Consider the following 15,036-nt stretch of genomic DNA (forward strand, 5'->3'; position numbering starts at 1 on the left):
CGATATGGCTGGATCTGGCGCGGGCCTGCCGGTGGCGTTGAGACATGGATTGCACTCCCGTTTTCGCCTTTTGCTGGCGTTCGGGTGTGGCCTTGCACGTGGCGTGCCAGACGTTTCCGTATCGAACTGGGACAGGATCGGTGCCTGGAAAGGAAAGCCCGGCGCAACCGCGTGACGGGCTTTCCCGATCTGGGTCTCACGATGAGGCGGCAGGGGGAAGCCTACCGCGACTACCGTGAGACGAGATCAGTCTGCGGCGAGATTGACCGCCTTCGGACCCTTGCCGCGCTTGTCCGGCTCGGTGTCGTAGGAGACCTTCTGGTTCTCCTCGAGCCCCGGCAGGCCGGAGGCCTGTACGGCGGAGATATGGACGAAGATGTCCGCGCCGCCATCGTCGGGCTTGATGAAGCCGAAGCCCTTTTCGGTATTGAAGAACTTGACCGTACCGGTCTGTGCCATCGTCGGTATCCCTTATCCTGGCATTACGAGTCGCCGTTTGGCGGTGGCAGGCAAGTCTTGACTAGGAAAGGAACCGATACATCGTGGTCTGAAATTGTACCGCAGACCACCCGGAGGATGCGCCTCCGATACGCAGTTCGTCCATGACCCTTGTTCGCGAGATTGCCCGAAGCCTCCTTCATTGCTATCCCGTTTCCGGCCCGACGAGCGACGTATTCAGGGCGCGTGTCGCGTGCCATTTCGGGACAGGCAATACAGCTTCCACCATCCAAAACCCGCTGTAAAGACGGATCGACGCCGCGATCGGCGGGCTCTTCCCAAGGCATTCATCTCAAATGAAAATACTCGTTTGCGGATTTTCATCCTTCCCTGGTGCGCCCCGCAATCCGACGGAAGCGATGGTGCGAACCCTCGAATCTGACCCGCGCCACGGCGAAGCGTTTCACGCCGCCGTCCTGCCGGTCGAGTGGGAGACGAGCTGGCCGCGCCTGCGAACCCTCATCGAGACCCTGGCGCCGACCAGCGTCGTCCTGTTCGGTCTGCACAAGCGGGCCGAGCGGCTGCGCATCGAACGGGTCGCCCGCAACCGCCGCAAGCTCGGGCAGGCCGATGCGACAGGCGCGTTTCCGGCGGGGCCGGCGGTGCTCGACGGACCGGAGGCGCTCGCCTGCCGGATGCCATGGCAGGCCGTGACGGCGGCACTGCGCGGCGCCGACGTGTCCTTCGAATGGTCGTCGGATGCGGGCGGCTATCTCTGCAATGACACGCTCTACCGTTTGGCCTTCAACGCCGATGCGCTCGGGGTGCGCGATTTCGGCTTCTTCCATGTGCCGCTGAGCGACGAGGCGGCGGCGCAGGCCGACGAGATCGACGGGATGCCGGAGATCTTCTGCAGCATGCCGGCGGCACGGATTGCCGCCGCGGCGCTGGCCCTCGTGAACGAACTGGGTACAGGCACGGCCGCCGTCTGATCCACGGAGCCATGCGGGTCGGCTGTCGCCGGCCTCAACTTTGCCCTAAGAGGCATCGCAACACCCATAGGAGCCGGCAATGAGCGACACCCCCATCGACGAGGCGGCCCTGGCCGAAGCCTATGAAGAGGCGCTGGCGCTGGAAAAGGCCGGCGATCGCACCGCCGCGGCCGACGCGTATCGCCGCTGCCTGGCGCTCGATCCCGACGACCATGCCGGCGCCGCCGTGCGGATGGCGGCGATGGGCGAGGGCGAGACGCCGGCCTCGGCGGGCGACGCCTATGTGGCAACGCTGTTCGACCAGCATGCCGACGATTTCGAGGACATCCTGGTGCGCCAGCTCGGCTATGGCGTGCCGGGCCTCATCGCCGAGCGCTTGGCGGCGGTCGCGCCGGGACCCTATGAGCGGGCGCTGGACCTCGGCTGCGGAACGGGACTGGCCGGCGAGGCGCTGAGGGACCGCATTGCGACGCTGATCGGCGTCGATCTGTCGGAAGGCATGATCGAGACCTGCTTCGACAAGGGCGTCTATGATCATCTCTATATCGGCGAGGCGGTCGGCTTCCTGGAGGAGTTTGACGAGCCCGAGCCCTTCGATCTCATCGTGGCGACCGACGTGCTGCCCTATCTCGGCGGGCTCGATCCGCTGTTCGCCGCGACCTCGGCGCGGATGAGCGGCGGCGGCATCTTCGGCTTCTCGACCGAGACCATGCCGGACGCGACCTTCGGTGCGCGGGACTTCATGGTCGGGCCGCACCAGCGCTTTCACCACAAGGAGAGCTACGTGCGCGACCGGCTGGCGGCGCATGGCTTCGAGACGCTGGAGGCGACGTCGATCGTCGTGCGCCGGCAGGAAGGCGAGCCGGCGCCCGGACATCTGGTGCTGGCCCGCAAGCGCTGAGGGCGGCGTTCACGCAGGCGTGCGCCCCATCGCGGCAACTCCGGCGGGGCCGGGCCGTTCTGCGTGCAGATCCCAACCTGCCGGAGACCGTCATGCGAAGATTCCTCACCATCACCGCCGCCTGCGCGCTTCTGGTCGCGGCCGGCTGCCAGGGCACGCGCTCGGCCAACAGCGCCGCCGATCGCGACACGCCGTCGGGAGGCATCGTGCCGGGGCAGATCGCCGACTGATCGCTGCAACGCGGACGGCCGCTTGTGCGTTGTGGCCGGTATCGGAACAGGAAGGACTCCCACCATGCGCCGCATGCTTGCCGCTCTCCTTGCAACCGCGCTGTTGACACCGGTGCTGCCGGCCGCCGCCCAGGAGCCGGTGGGCGTGCGCCTGTCGGAGCGCGAGAAGCAGCAGTCGCGCCGGGTGGTGCTGCCGGACGGGCGCGTTGTGCTGCGGCCCTACAGTCCCGGCCTGCCGTGGCTCTACGGCGTCGGCAGCGTCTACGGCAAGGCATCGGCCCAACCGCTGGTGAACGGCGTGACGCCCTCGGTGATGGCCGACACGCCGGCCCGCGGCATCGTGCCGGGACAGAACCCGCACTGACCGGGACGCCGCGGCCGCCGCCGCTGGACAGGGGCGGGGCACCGGGCAAGATTGCGCGATATCCCTCCTTCGGACCCTCCGACGTCGCGGGTCCGGCCGCTGGCTGGCTGCTGGCGCCCCGCCGAACTCTGCCGATAGTTTTCCTTCAGGAGCCGACCCGATGAAATTCCTTCCCCTTCTTGCCCTTCTGATGCTGGGCGCCTGCGCGACGCCGTCCGACGACGTGCGCAGCGCCCGCTGGGAGAACAACGCCGCGATGATGGACGGCGCCGTGCCGCGCTGACCGCCGGCGGTGCCGTCGTCGGCGTGAGCGGCGGTGGTGACGGTTTGGCATGGGTCCCCGGGTCAGGCCCGGGGATGACGCCGGAGGGGAAGGGACGCTTCGTGCGGCCGGCTTTGGGCGTGCGGGCGGTTGAAACGGCGGCTGGTCCGTGCGAGGGGCGCGCCCATCTTCCCTGACGACACCGCCATGGAGCCGCCCGTGTCCGACCTCGCCCTTCGCGCCAATGCGCCCTTCGACCTGGCACCGCTCGCCCGGCTGCTGGTCGAGGCCGACGACCTCGCCCTGGTCAATCCCAACGCCAAGCATCCCTTCGACCCGCTGGAATGGCGGGAGAAATGGCTGAACGAGGCCGACGACGCCTCGTTCTACCTGGTCGACGCGACCGGCCGCGAGGTCGGCTTCTTCGCCCTGCGGGTCGGCATCGGGCCGGAGGTGCGCCACCTTGTCTATGTCTTCGTCGAGGAAGCGGCCCGCGGCGGCGCCGGGGCGCAGCTGGCGGCGCTGGCCGAACAGGCCGCCCGCGATCTCGGCGCCATCTCGGTGACGCTGAAGGTCGAGCTCGACAACGAGCCGGCCCTGCGGGTCTACGAGGCCGCCGGCTACGAGGAACTCGGCCGCCGCAACGGCATGGCCACCATGCGCCGCGACTGGGGCTAGGGGGGCGCCTGGCTGGAGCCCTCGTCCTTCGACAGGCTCAGGATGAGGGATCAGGGGCTTCGCCCCGATGGCGCCCCGGCGGCGCCCGGTGCCCCCCACAGCACTGGTGAGCTCTCGGGCGGCGGCGCTCCGCGATCTGCATCCCATCCTCCTTTAGCGCAAGCCATCCAGCAGCCCCTCATCCTGAGCCTGTCGAAGGGCGAGGGGCGCTCGGCGCGGTGTCTGGCGGGAGCCCTGACCCTTCGACAGGCTCAGGGTGAGGAACCGGGGGCTGATCGCCCACCCTCGGGTGTCCCCGCATCCGCCACCCCACCGCCGCGCATGGCCGCCACGTCGCTCCGGGCGGCGCGGATGGCTTCGGCTTCGCGGCGCAGCAGGTAGGGGTCGCGGAAGGCGGCGGGGGTGATCTGGCGCTGCAGCGCGAAGGGCAAAGCGAGATGGACGGCGCGTGGCAGGGCCTCGAAGCAGGGGGCCGGCGGCTGGCCGGTGGCGTCGCAGGTGCCGTCGCCGGGGCGCTCGCCATAGCGGCAGGCGCGGACCCGGCGGCAGGCGCCGCGCTTGCAGATGGCGGCGAAGAGCCAGGCAGCGCTGGGCAGCATCCGGTCGCCGCGCTGGGTGCCGGCACGGCCGGGTGGCACCGCGCGCCGGCGCCGGGCGGTGCGCGGCGCCGGCGGATAGCCCGACAGCGCCGCCCGCACCAGCGCCAGATAGGCGGCGGACAGGCGAAGGCCTTCGGCGATCTCGTCCTGTGTCAGCGGCGGGTCGACAGTCTCCATGGTCGGCGGCTCCTCGGCTGGGGGCGGGCGATGGTCTAAGGACAGGGGCGTGCGAATGCGGCGCCGCGCCCGGAGGACCGGGCCGGCGGTGCAGCGGCGGGGCGGCGGATCGCCGACGGCACGCCTCTACAGAACTGGAAGCGGCACGCCGTCGGCGATCCGCGCGGTGTCTTGTCAGCCCGATGGAAGCGGCGGCCGGCCCGCGCCGTGCCCGTTCGGGCACAGATGGGCGGGGCCATCCCCTTCCGGCCGGCTCTTCGCCCTTGCGAGCTCAAGCGGAGCGATCCGCGGCCCCCTCGTAATGGGGGACGGTCCGGCACTGTCTCGGCCGTCCGGGCCGGCGCGTCTCCGGAAGACACCCCGTCGCGGACACCGCTCGCCACCCCCGACCGATCCCGGCGATCGTCCGTGCCCGCCGTGGGCAGCGATGCGGCGATTATGCGGGAGGGGTGAGGGGTGGGGATAAGTTTGGGGGGGCAACCAATTAGGCGGTCTTGTCCTTGACGCGGCTTTACAATCGATAGTTGATATTTCCGCTGACTTCGAAATCGAATTATTCGCTATGTTCAAGAGGCGCAGACAAGTCGCAGGAGATTAGGATGCCCCGGTTTTCCGAATATTTCAAACTAGGCGTTTCACAGCATGAACTAGATTTTGTAGATATTAGCAACGAGGAGGACACGTCCGTATATGTGGATCCGTACGCCATAGAAATTAAGAATGATAACTGGAGTCAGGCGGCTTCGGAGAGCATCCGCGTGTTCTTTAAAGAGGTTCTTGATTCACTCCGTGATGGCGATCTAGCGCGGGCCGAGGGGCTAATGTCGCACCTGACGGAGCCTAAAGAAACATTTCTCGGCGTCTCGCGCGGAGAACCGAAGGGTCGGGGGGTGGGAAGGGGGCAAGCGCGACAGCTGATCACAGCAATGCGCGGTAGCAAGGCCTTCCAGTCGGGGCTTTTGTCAGATCTCTCAGAAATGGCCCTCTATGTTGAGGGAATCGACCGCGATAAAATATCAGATCTCACGACGAATATAATAAGAGATCTACTGGTCGAGTACACGCAAGAACAGTGTGAGTTGTATGGAATCGATACCGATGATTACAACGGTCCGGCATTCTGGAATTGCCAAGCGCAGAACTGGGAATCAAGGCTGGTTCAGCTACCCTACATACAGGGGGCTCCGGTCATGTTGGTCCCAAAGTATATTGTTCGAAAAAACCTATCGTTAAATAGTCAAGAGTTTTACAACAAGCAGATCACAGATTTTCTAGTCGCAGAAAACATGAAAGCGAACAGCTCCCTAGTGCAAACTATTAAAGGCAAAAGGGTCGTATACAAAACCGCAGTTCGAGAGGAGAACCCAAAATCGAAATCTATGATCGCCGACATGGTTCGAGCACATCCTGACCTCTTGGATCTCTACAAAGATATTGCAAGCAAGCAGGGGGCATTATTAACCATACGGGATGGAATTCCGAGTATTCACTCGGTGTGCAGTAGTCTTTCTGCGGCGCTTTTGAAGATTGATCCGGGCCGAAATGACGCTGATCGCTATCACCGGCTCGTAATGGGTGTCTTGACTACTTTATTCTACCCAAAGTTGATTCAACCGCATCTAGAGTGGAAGATAAATAGCGGGCGAAAGCGTATTGATATCGTCTTCACGAATGCGGCTGATACAGGGTTCTTTGCACAGCGAAGATCGGACCACAAAGTTAACGCGAACTCCATAATCGTTGAGTGTAAAAATTATTCAAAAGATATTGCAAACCAAGAAATCGATCAGTTGCTCGGTAGATTCGATGAAAATCGAGGTAGATTTGGTATACTCACCTGTAGATCTATCGATGATGAAAAGATTTTGCGCGAGAGGTGTAAAGATGCATCATCGAGATCAAGGGGGTACATAATCGTTCTGACAGATGATGATCTGATTTACATGCTGAGAGCCAAGGCAGAGATGAGAGATGATGAAATCGAGGGGAAGCTGCATTCTATGTACCGAAGACTTCTTGAATGAGTCGAGCAGTTCTATCTGCATAGGTGATTTCAAGTGATATATAATATTTGTAATAGCTGAGGATTGCTTTCGATTGTGCAGAACGTGAAGGTCGAACGGCGTTCCGCCCCGCGGGAGCCCTGATCCCGATCCTTCGACAAGCTCGGAGCGATCAGGGGAAAGCGGCCCCGTCGCGCCCTACCGCCCCGGGCATCCCCTCTTGCCCGGCCGGCGCTGGCGCTTCTGGTTGGCGGGGGCCTCTTAGAGTTGCGGCCGATGCGTTCGCGGCGGATGGGGGCGGCGTCTGAGGGCGTGCGTGGTTCGACAGGCTCACCATGAGGGAAGCTGTGATAACGCCGGCCGTCTCGAACTGAAGGCAGCGTGTCGCGACAGCCCCTCATCCTGATCCTATCGAAGGGCGAGGGGCGCTTGGCATTCTGCCCGGTTGGAGCCCTGATCCTTCGACAGGCTCAGGGGGCGTGGCGCGTACTGGTTCTGTACCGGAGCGGTTGTGGCAGCGCGGAGGCATGGGTCCTCGGGTCGAGCCCGAGCCCGAGGCTGACGCGGTGGCGGGGTGCGGGGGCGTTCTGCGACATTGGGCGTGTTGGTGTGGCGGTGGCCGCGCATCGTCAGTCGCGGCGTTGCCGTCGCCCCTCATCCTGAGCCTGTCGAAGAGCGAGGGCGCTTGGCATTTCGACTGGCTGGAGCCGTGATCCCCGATCCTTCGACAAGCTCAGGATGAGGGATCAGGGGGCGCGGGCTGGTTCTGCACCGGAGCGGCTATGGCAGCGCGGCGGCATGGGTCCTCGGGGCAAGCCCGAGGATGACGCGGTGGCGGGGTGCGGGGGCGTTCTGCGACGCCGGGCGGTGTCGGCGTGGCGGTCGCCGTGGAGCGTGAGTAGCGCGTTGCCGTAGCCCCTCATCCTGAGCCTGTCGAAGGGCGAGGGGCGCTTGGCGCTTCGCCTGGCCTGATCCCCGATCCTTCGACAGGCTCAGGATGAGGGATCAGGGGCAGTGGCCCCGTCGGCCCCTACCGCCCCGGGCGGCCGGTCTTGCCGGGCCGGCGCTTGCGCTTCTGGTCGGCGGGGTCCTCGTAGGAGCCGCGGCCGATGCGTTCGCGGCGGATGGGGGCGGCGTCGTCCGCGGTGGTGCGTGGTTCGACAGGCTCACCATGAGGGGCGTTGGTGCTTGGGCTAGGGCCTGTGCCCGTGCCGGAGCCCGTGCCCGCCGGGGTTGAGGCGGTGTCCGCGGGCTTGCGGGTCGCGGGCTTTTTCGGGGCGGGCTTGCCGACCGGCTTTTCGGTGCGGCCGACGGTCATTTCGTCCAGCGAGTTCTTGCGGAACAGGCCCGGCCGGTCGGGGCGCGCCGTGTCGGTGCCCGGGCCCATGTCGTCGAGGGACGGCTTCTGGAAATAGGAGCCGGCAGTCGTGTCGCCGCCCGGCTGGGTCGACGGGCCGTCGGTCGGCGCGCTGGCGTCGTTGCCGGCGGGGGAGGCGGCGGCGTCGCCGGGCTTGGGCGGGCGGGCCAGCGGCGCGGGGCGGCGGTCGGAGCCCTCGCCGCGGGGTTTCAGCGGTTCGCCGCGCGGGCCGAAGCGTTCGCCGCCGGCGGGCTGGCGGTCGCGCTTGGTCTTGCGGCCGTATTTGGAGCGGCCGGTGACCGGGGAGATCGCCTCCTCCTCCAGCTCGGCGGCGATCGCCATGGGATCGGCGGCGTCGATGACATTGCCGCCGCCCTTGGCCTTCTTGCCCCCGGAGCCGGAATCGCCGCCGGGCAGGCCGCCGAATTCCAGCTCCTTGGCCTGCAGCCGCTTGATCTCGTCGCGCAGCCGGGCGGCGGTCTCGAAGTCGAGATCGGCGGCGGCGTCGCGCATCTGCTTTTCCAGATGCTCGAGATGGCTCTTGAGATTGTTGCCGACCATGGCGCCTTCCTTGGCGCCGGGCCCGACATCAACCCGCACATGGTCCTTCTCGTAATAGCTGTCGAGAATGTCGGCGATCTGCGCCTTCACCGAGGCCGGCGTGATGCCGTGCTCGGCATTGTAGGCCTCCTGCTTCTCGCGGCGCCGGTTGGTCTCGGCGATGGCCCGCTCCATCGAGCCGGTGGTGCGGTCGGCATAGAGCACGACCTTGCCGTCGACATTGCGGGCGGCGCGGCCGATGGTCTGGATCAGCGAGGTCTCGGAGCGGAGGAACCCTTCCTTGTCGGCGTCGAGAATGGCGACGAGGCCGCATTCGGGAATGTCGAGGCCCTCGCGCAGGAGGTTGATGCCGACCAAGACGTCGAAGGCGCCGAGGCGGAGATCGCGGATGATCTCGATGCGCTCCAGCGTGTCGATGTCCGAATGCATGTAGCGGACGCGGATGCCCTGCTCGTGCAGATATTCGGTGAGGTCCTCGGCCATGCGCTTGGTCAGCACCGTGGCGAGGACGCGGTAGCCCTTGTCGACGGTATCGCGGATCTCGCCGACGAGGTCGTCGACCTGGCTGCGGGCCGGGCGGATCTCCACCGGCGGGTCGATCAGGCCGGTGGGGCGGATGACCTGTTCGGCGAAGACGCCGCCGGCCTCCTCCATTTCCCAGGAGCCGGGGGTGGCCGAGACCGCGACGGTCTGCGGCCGCATGGCGTTCCACTCCTCGAAGCGCAGGGGGCGGTTGTCCATGCAGGAGGGCAGGCGGAAACCGTATTCGGCCAGCGTCGCCTTGCGGCGAAAGTCGCCGCGATACATGGCGCCGATCTGCGGCACGGTGACGTGGCTCTCGTCGATGAAGACCAGGGCGTTGTCGGGCAGGTATTCGAACAGCGTCGGCGGCGGGTGGCCGGGCTGGCGGCCGGTGAGGTAGCGCGAATAGTTCTCGATGCCGGGGCACGAGCCGGTGGCCTCGATCATCTCGATGTCGAAGCGGGTGCGCTGCTCCAGCCGCTGGGCTTCCAGAAGGCGCCCGGCCTTTTCCAGCTCGACGAGGCGGTGGCGCAGCTCCTCCTTGATGAGGCGCACGGCCTGGTTCAGCGTCGGGCGCGGCGTGACATAGTGGGAGTTGGCGTAGATCTTCACCGACTTGAGGTCGTCGGTCTTCTGGCCGGTCAGCGGGTCGAACTCCTGGATCGACTCGATCTCGTCGCCGAACAGCGAGATGCGCCAGGCCCGGTCTTCCAGATGGGCCGGGAAGATCTCGATCGTGTCGCCGCGCACCCGGAAGGAGCCGCGCTGGAAATCCATGTCGCGGCGCTTGTATTGCTGGGCGACGAGGTCGGCGAGGAGCTGGCGCTGGTCGAGCCGGTCGCCGATCGACATCTGGAAGGTCATCGCCGTGTAGGTCTCGACCGAGCCGATGCCGTAGATGCAGGAGACCGAGGCGACGATGATGACGTCGTCGCGCTCCAGCAGCGCCCGGGTGGCGGCGTGGCGCATCCGGTCGATCTGCTCGTTGATCGAGGATTCCTTCTCGATGAAGGTGTCGGAGCGCGGCACGTAGGCTTCCGGCTGGTAATAATCGTAATAGGAGACGAAATACTCGACGGCATTGTCCGGGAAGAACGCCTTGAACTCGCCGTAGAGCTGCGCCGCCAGGGTCTTGTTGGGGGCGAGGATCAGCGCCGGGCGCTGGGTCTTCTCGATGACATTGGCGACGCTGAAGGTCTTGCCCGAGCCGGTGACGCCGAGCAGCACCTGGGTCTGGTCCTGGTCGGTAATGCCGGAGACGAGGTCGGCGATGGCCGTCGGCTGGTCGCCCTGGGGCGTGTAGTCCGAGGCGATGCGGAACGGCACGCCGCCCTCGGACTTGTCCGGGCGGGCCGGGCGGTGGGGCACCCAGATCTCGCCGTTCTTCAGGAGCGGATTGCCCTCGGAGATCAGCTTGGTGAGGGCGTCGACCGTGGCGGTGACGCCGCCCTCGGGCAGGCCCTTGGCGTCCTCGAGGCTGAGATCCATGCCGGCGACCGGATTGAGCCCGGCGGCGGCGCGCTGCTTGGGATCGCTGGTGCCGCCCATCGAGGTGCCGCGCGACGTCTTGCCGGGCCGGGCGCCAGCGTTGGCGGCCGCCTTCCCGGACTTGGCGGCGGGCTTGGCCTTGGCTTTCGCGGGCTCGGGCTCGGCGGGGGCTTCGCCGTCGGCGACATGCTCGGCCGTGGTCTCCAGCCCCTGGGCGATCTCGTCGGCCCAGCCGGAGACCGGCCCGGCAAATTCCTGCGCCGCCTCGAAATCGGCCTGCGGGGCTTCCGCGAAGCCGCCGCGCCGCGCCGGCGCGCCCGGATCGAAGGGCGCCTCGTCCTCGGCGGTGTCGGAGGCAGGACGCGAGCGGGTGGTGCGGGATCTGGAAGCCATGGCGGAACATATAGGGACCGGCCCCCGGGGTTGGAAGCCGGGCGAACGGGGCAAATTGCGGCGGCGTGCCGGCCCCTACACGGCGCGCTGCCGCAGCAGCCAGGCGCGGACCTCTTCGACCGCCGCCGGCTGGCGGGCCCGCGGCGTGACGGCGTGGAAATCGCTGTCGCCGCGCAGCGATTGCGGCACGGCGAGGACGAGGCGCCCGGCGGTCAGATCCTGCGCCACCAGGAAGCGGCTGGCGAGGGCGACGCCCTGTCCGGCGATGGCGGCGTCGATGGCCAGGGCGGTCTGGTTGAAGCGCAGGTGCCGGGTGGTGTCGGGCAGGCGGGTTTGCAGGATCGTTTCGGCGAATTGCGGCCAGAGATCATGGGCGTCGTCGAGCAGCACGACCCCGTCGAACGGTACGGCGCCGGAAGACGCGGCCAGAGCCGTCGCCAACGCCGGCGCACAGACCGCGACGATCTCCTGGGCGAACAGCGGATCGGCGCGCAGGCCCGGCCCGAAGGGCGGGCGCCCCTGCCGCACGGCGAGATCGACGCCGTCGGACTGGAAGTTCGCGAGGCGGTCCGAGGCGGAAATCCGCAACTCGATGTCGGGATGGGCGACGGCGAAATCCGGCAGGCGCGGGATCAGCCATTTCGCCGCGAAGGTCGGCGTGACGCTGATGGTCAGATGGCGCGGCGCCGATTTGAGGGCGGCCGTCGCATCGGCCATCAGCTCGAAGGCCCGCCCGAGCTGGGCGGCATAGGCCCGGCCCTGGTCGGTCAGCGCCAGGCCGCGCGGCAGCCGGTCGAACAGTGACAGGCCGAGTTCGGCTTCCAGCCCGCGCACCTGCTGGGCGACGGCGCCCTGCGAGACGCCGAGCTCCTCGGCCGCCAGCCGGAAATTGCCGTGACGCGCGGCGACCGCGAAGGCGCGCAGGCCGTTCAGCGGTGGCAGGCGGGGAGAGCGTCCGTGCATCCAGTAGATTTCCTGCGGTGTGACAGCCGAACTTCTGCATAGTCCCGATCGGAGGGCGGTGCCAGAATTGCCCGATCGAAGCCCCGCCGCCCGGCGCGGGCCGAACGGAAAGGCATCCAGATGACCCAGAAGGTAGCGATCGTCACGGCCGGTGGCAGCGGCATGGGTGCGGCGACGGCGCGACGCCTGGCGGCGGATGGTTTTCGCGTCGCGATCCTGTCGTCCTCCGGCAAGGGCGCGGCGCTGGCCGAGGAACTCGGCGGCTTCGGCGTGACCGGGTCGAACCGCTCGCCGGACGATCTGCAGCGGCTGGTCGACGGGACGATGGAACGCTGGGGCCGCATCGACGCGCTGGTCAACAGCGCCGGCCACGGCCCGCGCGGGCCGGTGCTGGATCTCACCGACGACGACTGGCACGAGGGCATGGAGGTGTATTTCCTCGGCGCGGTCCGGCCGATCCGGCTGGTGACGCCGATCATGGTCGCCCAGAAGGCCGGCGCCATCGTCAACATCTCGACCTTCGCGGCCTTCGAGCCGGATCCGGTGTTCCCGACCTCCGGCGTCTTCCGCGCCGGGCTGGCCGGTTTCGCCAAGCTCTTCGCCGATCGCTACGCCGCCGACAATGTGCGCATGAACAACGTCCTGCCGGGCTTCATCGACAGCCTGCCGGAGACCGACGCGCGCCGCCAGCGCGTGCCGATGGGCCGCTACGGCACCAGCGCCGAGATTGCCGCGACGGTGGCGTTCCTCGTCTCGGATGGCGGCGGCTACATCACCGGCCAGAATCTGCGCGTCGACGGTGGCATCACGCGGTCCGTCTGACGGGTTGTCCGCCGGAATCCGACCGGGGCGGCAACCGGCGTGGCGCCGCGCGCGAGGCGGCCTCACGAGCACCGGGTTGCAATGCGCGATCGGTGCACGGCTAAGTTATATAAGGTCTTGGTAACCATGAAAATTAGCACGTCGGATATAATCTAAGGCGCACTTATAGTTCAAGACAGGGCGGGAGAGAAAGTCGTCTCGCAGACATGATGTCGTCCTGTCTTTCCGGGGAGCCGGAATGTCCCTTCAAACCTGTTATGCGTATGGGACTTCGAACAGATGACCTCGATCAATACCAATACATCGGCCATGACGGCGCTGCAGAGCCTGTCAATGATCAACAGCAACCTCGACCAGACCCAGAACCGGATCTCGACCGGCTACCGCGTCGGCGCGGCCTCCGACAATGCGGCCTACTGGTCGATCGCGACCACGATGCGGTCCGACAACAAGGCGCTGGGCGCCGTCGAGGATGCCCTCGGCCTCGGCCAGGCGAAGGTCGACACCGCCTATACGGGCATGAACGCCGCCATCGACGTGGTCGACGAGATCAAGGTCAAGCTGGTCGCGGCCAAGGAGCCCGGCGTCGACCGCAACAAGATCCAGTCGGAGATCGGCGAGTTGCAGAAGCAGCTGGCGTCGATCGCCACCTCGGCCTCCTTCTCCGGCGAGAACTGGCTGAGCTTCAACGACGTGGAAGGCACGTCGAAGAGCGTCGTCGCCTCCTTCAACCGCTCGTCGGCCGGTGCCGTCAGCGTCGGCACCATCGACATCGACACGTCAGGCCTCAAGCTCTTCGGTGACAATTCGAGTGCCGTCCCGGCGACCCTCTACAAGAACGGCATCCTCGACGTCCGCACCCTGGGCACGACGATCCTGGACAATGACGGCAATGAAGCGACGTTGGGAGATCAGCTGATCCTCAACGTCTCCGGCCTGGATATCTCGACCACGGCGCTGAACCAGGCGAAGGTGAACGCCGCCACGGGCGAGGCCGTCGCCGGCCAGCCCAACTACCTCTCGGTCGACGACGTGCTCAGCAAGATGATCACCAATGTCGAGACTGCGCTCGGCAAGATGACCACCGCCGCCTCCAACCTCGGCGCCGCCAAGAGCCGCATGGACATCCAGTCGGAGTTCGTCTCCAATCTGCGCGATTCCATCGAGAAGGGCGTCGGAACGCTGGTGGATGCGGACATGACCGAGGAATCGACCCGCCTGAAGGCCCTGCAGACCCAGCAGCAGCTGGGCGTCCAGGCGCTGTCCATTGCCAACAATTCCTCGCAGTCGCTGCTGTCGCTCTTCCGTTAAGAGACGACACTTCGACATTGAGACAGACGGGTCCGGTCGGAAGGCCGGGCCTGTTTTTGTGTGCGAAGCGGCAAGCGGGACCAACAGCCGTCAACTTGGGCGGCTTCGGACGATATTGTCGTTCAGCGATACGATATGCGCTGTCCGCTTCTGGCCGGCCGATAGCGGACAGAGAGCTTCCGGACAACTGACAGCGAAAACTGACCTTCGGTTCTCGACCCATTACGGGCATACATGAGCAAAACCATTCCTAAGGCTTTTTTGCTGTTGCCGCACCAAGCGCCGCCGGCATTTTTCCGTTCACTAGGATATCGAACGCCACCAGCGTTTCACGAAAGTCTGACAAAGTGCCTGCGTCATCGGCGATAAACATGCTGATGCCTTGGGCAATTTCCAATATAGACGGGTCATCACCAGCACTCGGCTCAATCTGCCTGAACGCTTTGGTCAGCTTCGCCTTATAGGTTTTCAGGGGATTTTCGCCTTGGTGGGCGACTTCGTTGCGCAAGTCCTCAAGCGCCTTCAATACTGAGTTCAGCTTGTCCGCGTCTGCCGGATCTTTCTTCCACATGGCGCAGAGCAGACGGGCCTTATGAGGGAAGCTGAGTTTTGGGCCTTTGCCAAAAAGTTTGTCAGGGTGCGGCAACAGCTTCCGGAGCACAACCTCCAATTCATACTCGACTGCGGCATGAAACGTCAGAACCTCGATCGCAAAGGTGTCCAGGATTTCACCCTTCTTCGCGATCCGGAAGATTGCTTCGATGCCGTCATAGTGCGCACCCGCCATTAATCATCTCCGTTCATCGGACAGTTCACCGCTACCCTTCTGTAGGTTCGCACTGCGCTGGCCCAAGCCAATTGCAGGTCGGACACGATAGGCTGACATCTGCCATTCAGCTTGCGGACATGCAGGCATCATCGATATAGCTACCGATCGTCCACTCTGCCTTGCCCTTGTCAAGGATGTTCCCCGAC

General features: G+C 65.8%; 14 protein-coding genes. 9 read left to right on the plus strand and 5 right to left on the minus strand.

Going from position 1 to position 15,036, the window contains the following annotated elements; translation table 11 throughout:
• Positions 1–246: 246 nt before the first annotated feature.
• Positions 247–459 carry a cold-shock protein gene (locus ACEQX1_RS11645; RefSeq protein WP_040325802.1) on the minus strand — a complete coding sequence of 71 codons (213 nt, stop codon included), beginning with the start codon at positions 457–459 and terminating at the stop codon, positions 247–249.
• A 335-nt stretch (positions 460–794) separates the two neighbouring features.
• Here ACEQX1_RS11645 and ACEQX1_RS11650 point away from each other — a divergent pair, with 335 nt between their 5' ends.
• The 6 genes from ACEQX1_RS11650 to ACEQX1_RS11675 all read left to right on the plus strand — a co-directional run bounded on the left by ACEQX1_RS11650 (position 795) and on the right by ACEQX1_RS11675 (position 3,865).
• Positions 795–1,430 carry a hypothetical protein gene (locus ACEQX1_RS11650; protein WP_370194577.1) on the plus strand — a complete coding sequence of 212 codons (636 nt, stop codon included), beginning with the start codon at positions 795–797 and terminating at the stop codon, positions 1,428–1,430.
• Between the two features lie 79 nt (positions 1,431–1,509).
• Positions 1,510–2,331, plus strand: coding sequence for a class I SAM-dependent methyltransferase (locus tag ACEQX1_RS11655; RefSeq protein WP_370194578.1), 822 nt, complete (start codon positions 1,510–1,512; stop codon positions 2,329–2,331).
• Between the two features lie 92 nt (positions 2,332–2,423).
• Positions 2,424–2,561 (plus strand): hypothetical protein, encoded by a 138-nt coding sequence (locus ACEQX1_RS11660; protein ID WP_370194579.1) that lies wholly within the window; start codon positions 2,424–2,426, stop codon positions 2,559–2,561.
• A 64-nt stretch (positions 2,562–2,625) separates the two neighbouring features.
• On the plus strand, positions 2,626–2,925 hold the full coding sequence (locus ACEQX1_RS11665; protein ID WP_370194580.1) for a hypothetical protein: 300 nt from the start codon (positions 2,626–2,628) through the stop codon (positions 2,923–2,925).
• Between the two features lie 160 nt (positions 2,926–3,085).
• Positions 3,086–3,208, plus strand: a complete 123-nt coding sequence (locus ACEQX1_RS11670) for a hypothetical protein (protein ID WP_370194581.1) — start codon at positions 3,086–3,088, stop codon at positions 3,206–3,208.
• 198 nt (positions 3,209–3,406) lie between these two features.
• On the plus strand, positions 3,407–3,865 hold the full coding sequence (locus ACEQX1_RS11675) for a GNAT family N-acetyltransferase (protein ID WP_024352081.1): 459 nt from the start codon (positions 3,407–3,409) through the stop codon (positions 3,863–3,865).
• A 251-nt stretch (positions 3,866–4,116) separates the two neighbouring features.
• On the opposite strand, the gene ACEQX1_RS11680 is transcribed toward ACEQX1_RS11675, so the two are convergent.
• Complete coding sequence (locus tag ACEQX1_RS11680; RefSeq protein ID WP_370196849.1) at positions 4,117–4,641, minus strand: hypothetical protein; 525 nt, start codon at positions 4,639–4,641, stop codon at positions 4,117–4,119.
• A 599-nt stretch (positions 4,642–5,240) separates the two neighbouring features.
• On the opposite strand from ACEQX1_RS11680, the gene ACEQX1_RS11685 reads away from it, so the two are divergent.
• Positions 5,241–6,665, plus strand: a complete 1,425-nt coding sequence (locus tag ACEQX1_RS11685) for a hypothetical protein (RefSeq protein WP_370194583.1) — start codon at positions 5,241–5,243, stop codon at positions 6,663–6,665.
• Between the two features lie 1,009 nt (positions 6,666–7,674).
• Here ACEQX1_RS11685 and uvrB read toward each other — a convergent pair.
• Entirely contained in the window at positions 7,675–10,965 is a 3,291-nt protein-coding gene (gene uvrB, locus ACEQX1_RS11690; RefSeq protein WP_370194584.1) for an excinuclease ABC subunit UvrB, read from the minus strand.
• Positions 10,966–11,040: 75 nt separating this feature from the next.
• Entirely contained in the window at positions 11,041–11,928 is an 888-nt protein-coding gene (locus tag ACEQX1_RS11695; RefSeq protein WP_370196850.1) for a LysR substrate-binding domain-containing protein, read from the minus strand.
• Positions 11,929–12,048: 120 nt separating this feature from the next.
• Here ACEQX1_RS11695 and ACEQX1_RS11700 point away from each other — a divergent pair, with 120 nt between their 5' ends.
• Both ACEQX1_RS11700 and ACEQX1_RS11705 read left to right on the plus strand, forming a co-directional pair.
• Positions 12,049–12,750 (plus strand): SDR family oxidoreductase, encoded by a 702-nt coding sequence (locus ACEQX1_RS11700; RefSeq protein WP_370194284.1) that lies wholly within the window; start codon positions 12,049–12,051, stop codon positions 12,748–12,750.
• A gap of 279 nt (positions 12,751–13,029) precedes the next feature.
• Positions 13,030–14,061 carry a flagellin gene (locus tag ACEQX1_RS11705; RefSeq protein ID WP_024352077.1) on the plus strand — a complete coding sequence of 344 codons (1,032 nt, stop codon included), beginning with the start codon at positions 13,030–13,032 and terminating at the stop codon, positions 14,059–14,061.
• A gap of 250 nt (positions 14,062–14,311) precedes the next feature.
• On the opposite strand, the gene ACEQX1_RS11710 is transcribed toward ACEQX1_RS11705, so the two are convergent.
• Positions 14,312–14,848, minus strand: coding sequence for a hypothetical protein (locus ACEQX1_RS11710; RefSeq protein ID WP_370194285.1), 537 nt, complete (start codon positions 14,846–14,848; stop codon positions 14,312–14,314).
• Positions 14,849–15,036 lie beyond the last annotated feature (188 nt).

Source organism: Aurantimonas sp. (assembly GCF_964217435.1).
Classification (GTDB): domain Bacteria; phylum Pseudomonadota; class Alphaproteobacteria; order Rhizobiales; family Rhizobiaceae; genus Aurantimonas; species Aurantimonas coralicida.

What these genes read in the sequence shown, in the direction of transcription:
- ACEQX1_RS11680 (WP_370196849.1), bottom strand. Translation starts at nt 4,641, where the DNA reads ATGGAGACTGTCGACCCGCCGCTGACACAGGACGAGATCGCCGAAGGC.
- ACEQX1_RS11670 (WP_370194581.1), top strand. Translation starts at nt 3,086, where the DNA reads ATGAAATTCCTTCCCCTTCTTGCCCTTCTGATGCTGGGCGCCTGCGCG.
- uvrB (WP_370194584.1), bottom strand. Translation starts at nt 10,965, where the DNA reads ATGGCTTCCAGATCCCGCACCACCCGCTCGCGTCCTGCCTCCGACACC.
- ACEQX1_RS11655 (WP_370194578.1), top strand. Translation starts at nt 1,510, where the DNA reads ATGAGCGACACCCCCATCGACGAGGCGGCCCTGGCCGAAGCCTATGAA.
- ACEQX1_RS11650 (WP_370194577.1), top strand. Translation starts at nt 795, where the DNA reads ATGAAAATACTCGTTTGCGGATTTTCATCCTTCCCTGGTGCGCCCCGC.
- ACEQX1_RS11700 (WP_370194284.1), top strand. Translation starts at nt 12,049, where the DNA reads ATGACCCAGAAGGTAGCGATCGTCACGGCCGGTGGCAGCGGCATGGGT.
- ACEQX1_RS11665 (WP_370194580.1), top strand. Translation starts at nt 2,626, where the DNA reads ATGCGCCGCATGCTTGCCGCTCTCCTTGCAACCGCGCTGTTGACACCG.
- ACEQX1_RS11710 (WP_370194285.1), bottom strand. Translation starts at nt 14,848, where the DNA reads ATGGCGGGTGCGCACTATGACGGCATCGAAGCAATCTTCCGGATCGCG.
- ACEQX1_RS11660 (WP_370194579.1), top strand. Translation starts at nt 2,424, where the DNA reads ATGCGAAGATTCCTCACCATCACCGCCGCCTGCGCGCTTCTGGTCGCG.
- ACEQX1_RS11705 (WP_024352077.1), top strand. Translation starts at nt 13,030, where the DNA reads ATGACCTCGATCAATACCAATACATCGGCCATGACGGCGCTGCAGAGC.
- ACEQX1_RS11645 (WP_040325802.1), bottom strand. Translation starts at nt 459, where the DNA reads ATGGCACAGACCGGTACGGTCAAGTTCTTCAATACCGAAAAGGGCTTC.
- ACEQX1_RS11695 (WP_370196850.1), bottom strand. Translation starts at nt 11,928, where the DNA reads ATGCACGGACGCTCTCCCCGCCTGCCACCGCTGAACGGCCTGCGCGCC.
- ACEQX1_RS11685 (WP_370194583.1), top strand. Translation starts at nt 5,241, where the DNA reads ATGCCCCGGTTTTCCGAATATTTCAAACTAGGCGTTTCACAGCATGAA.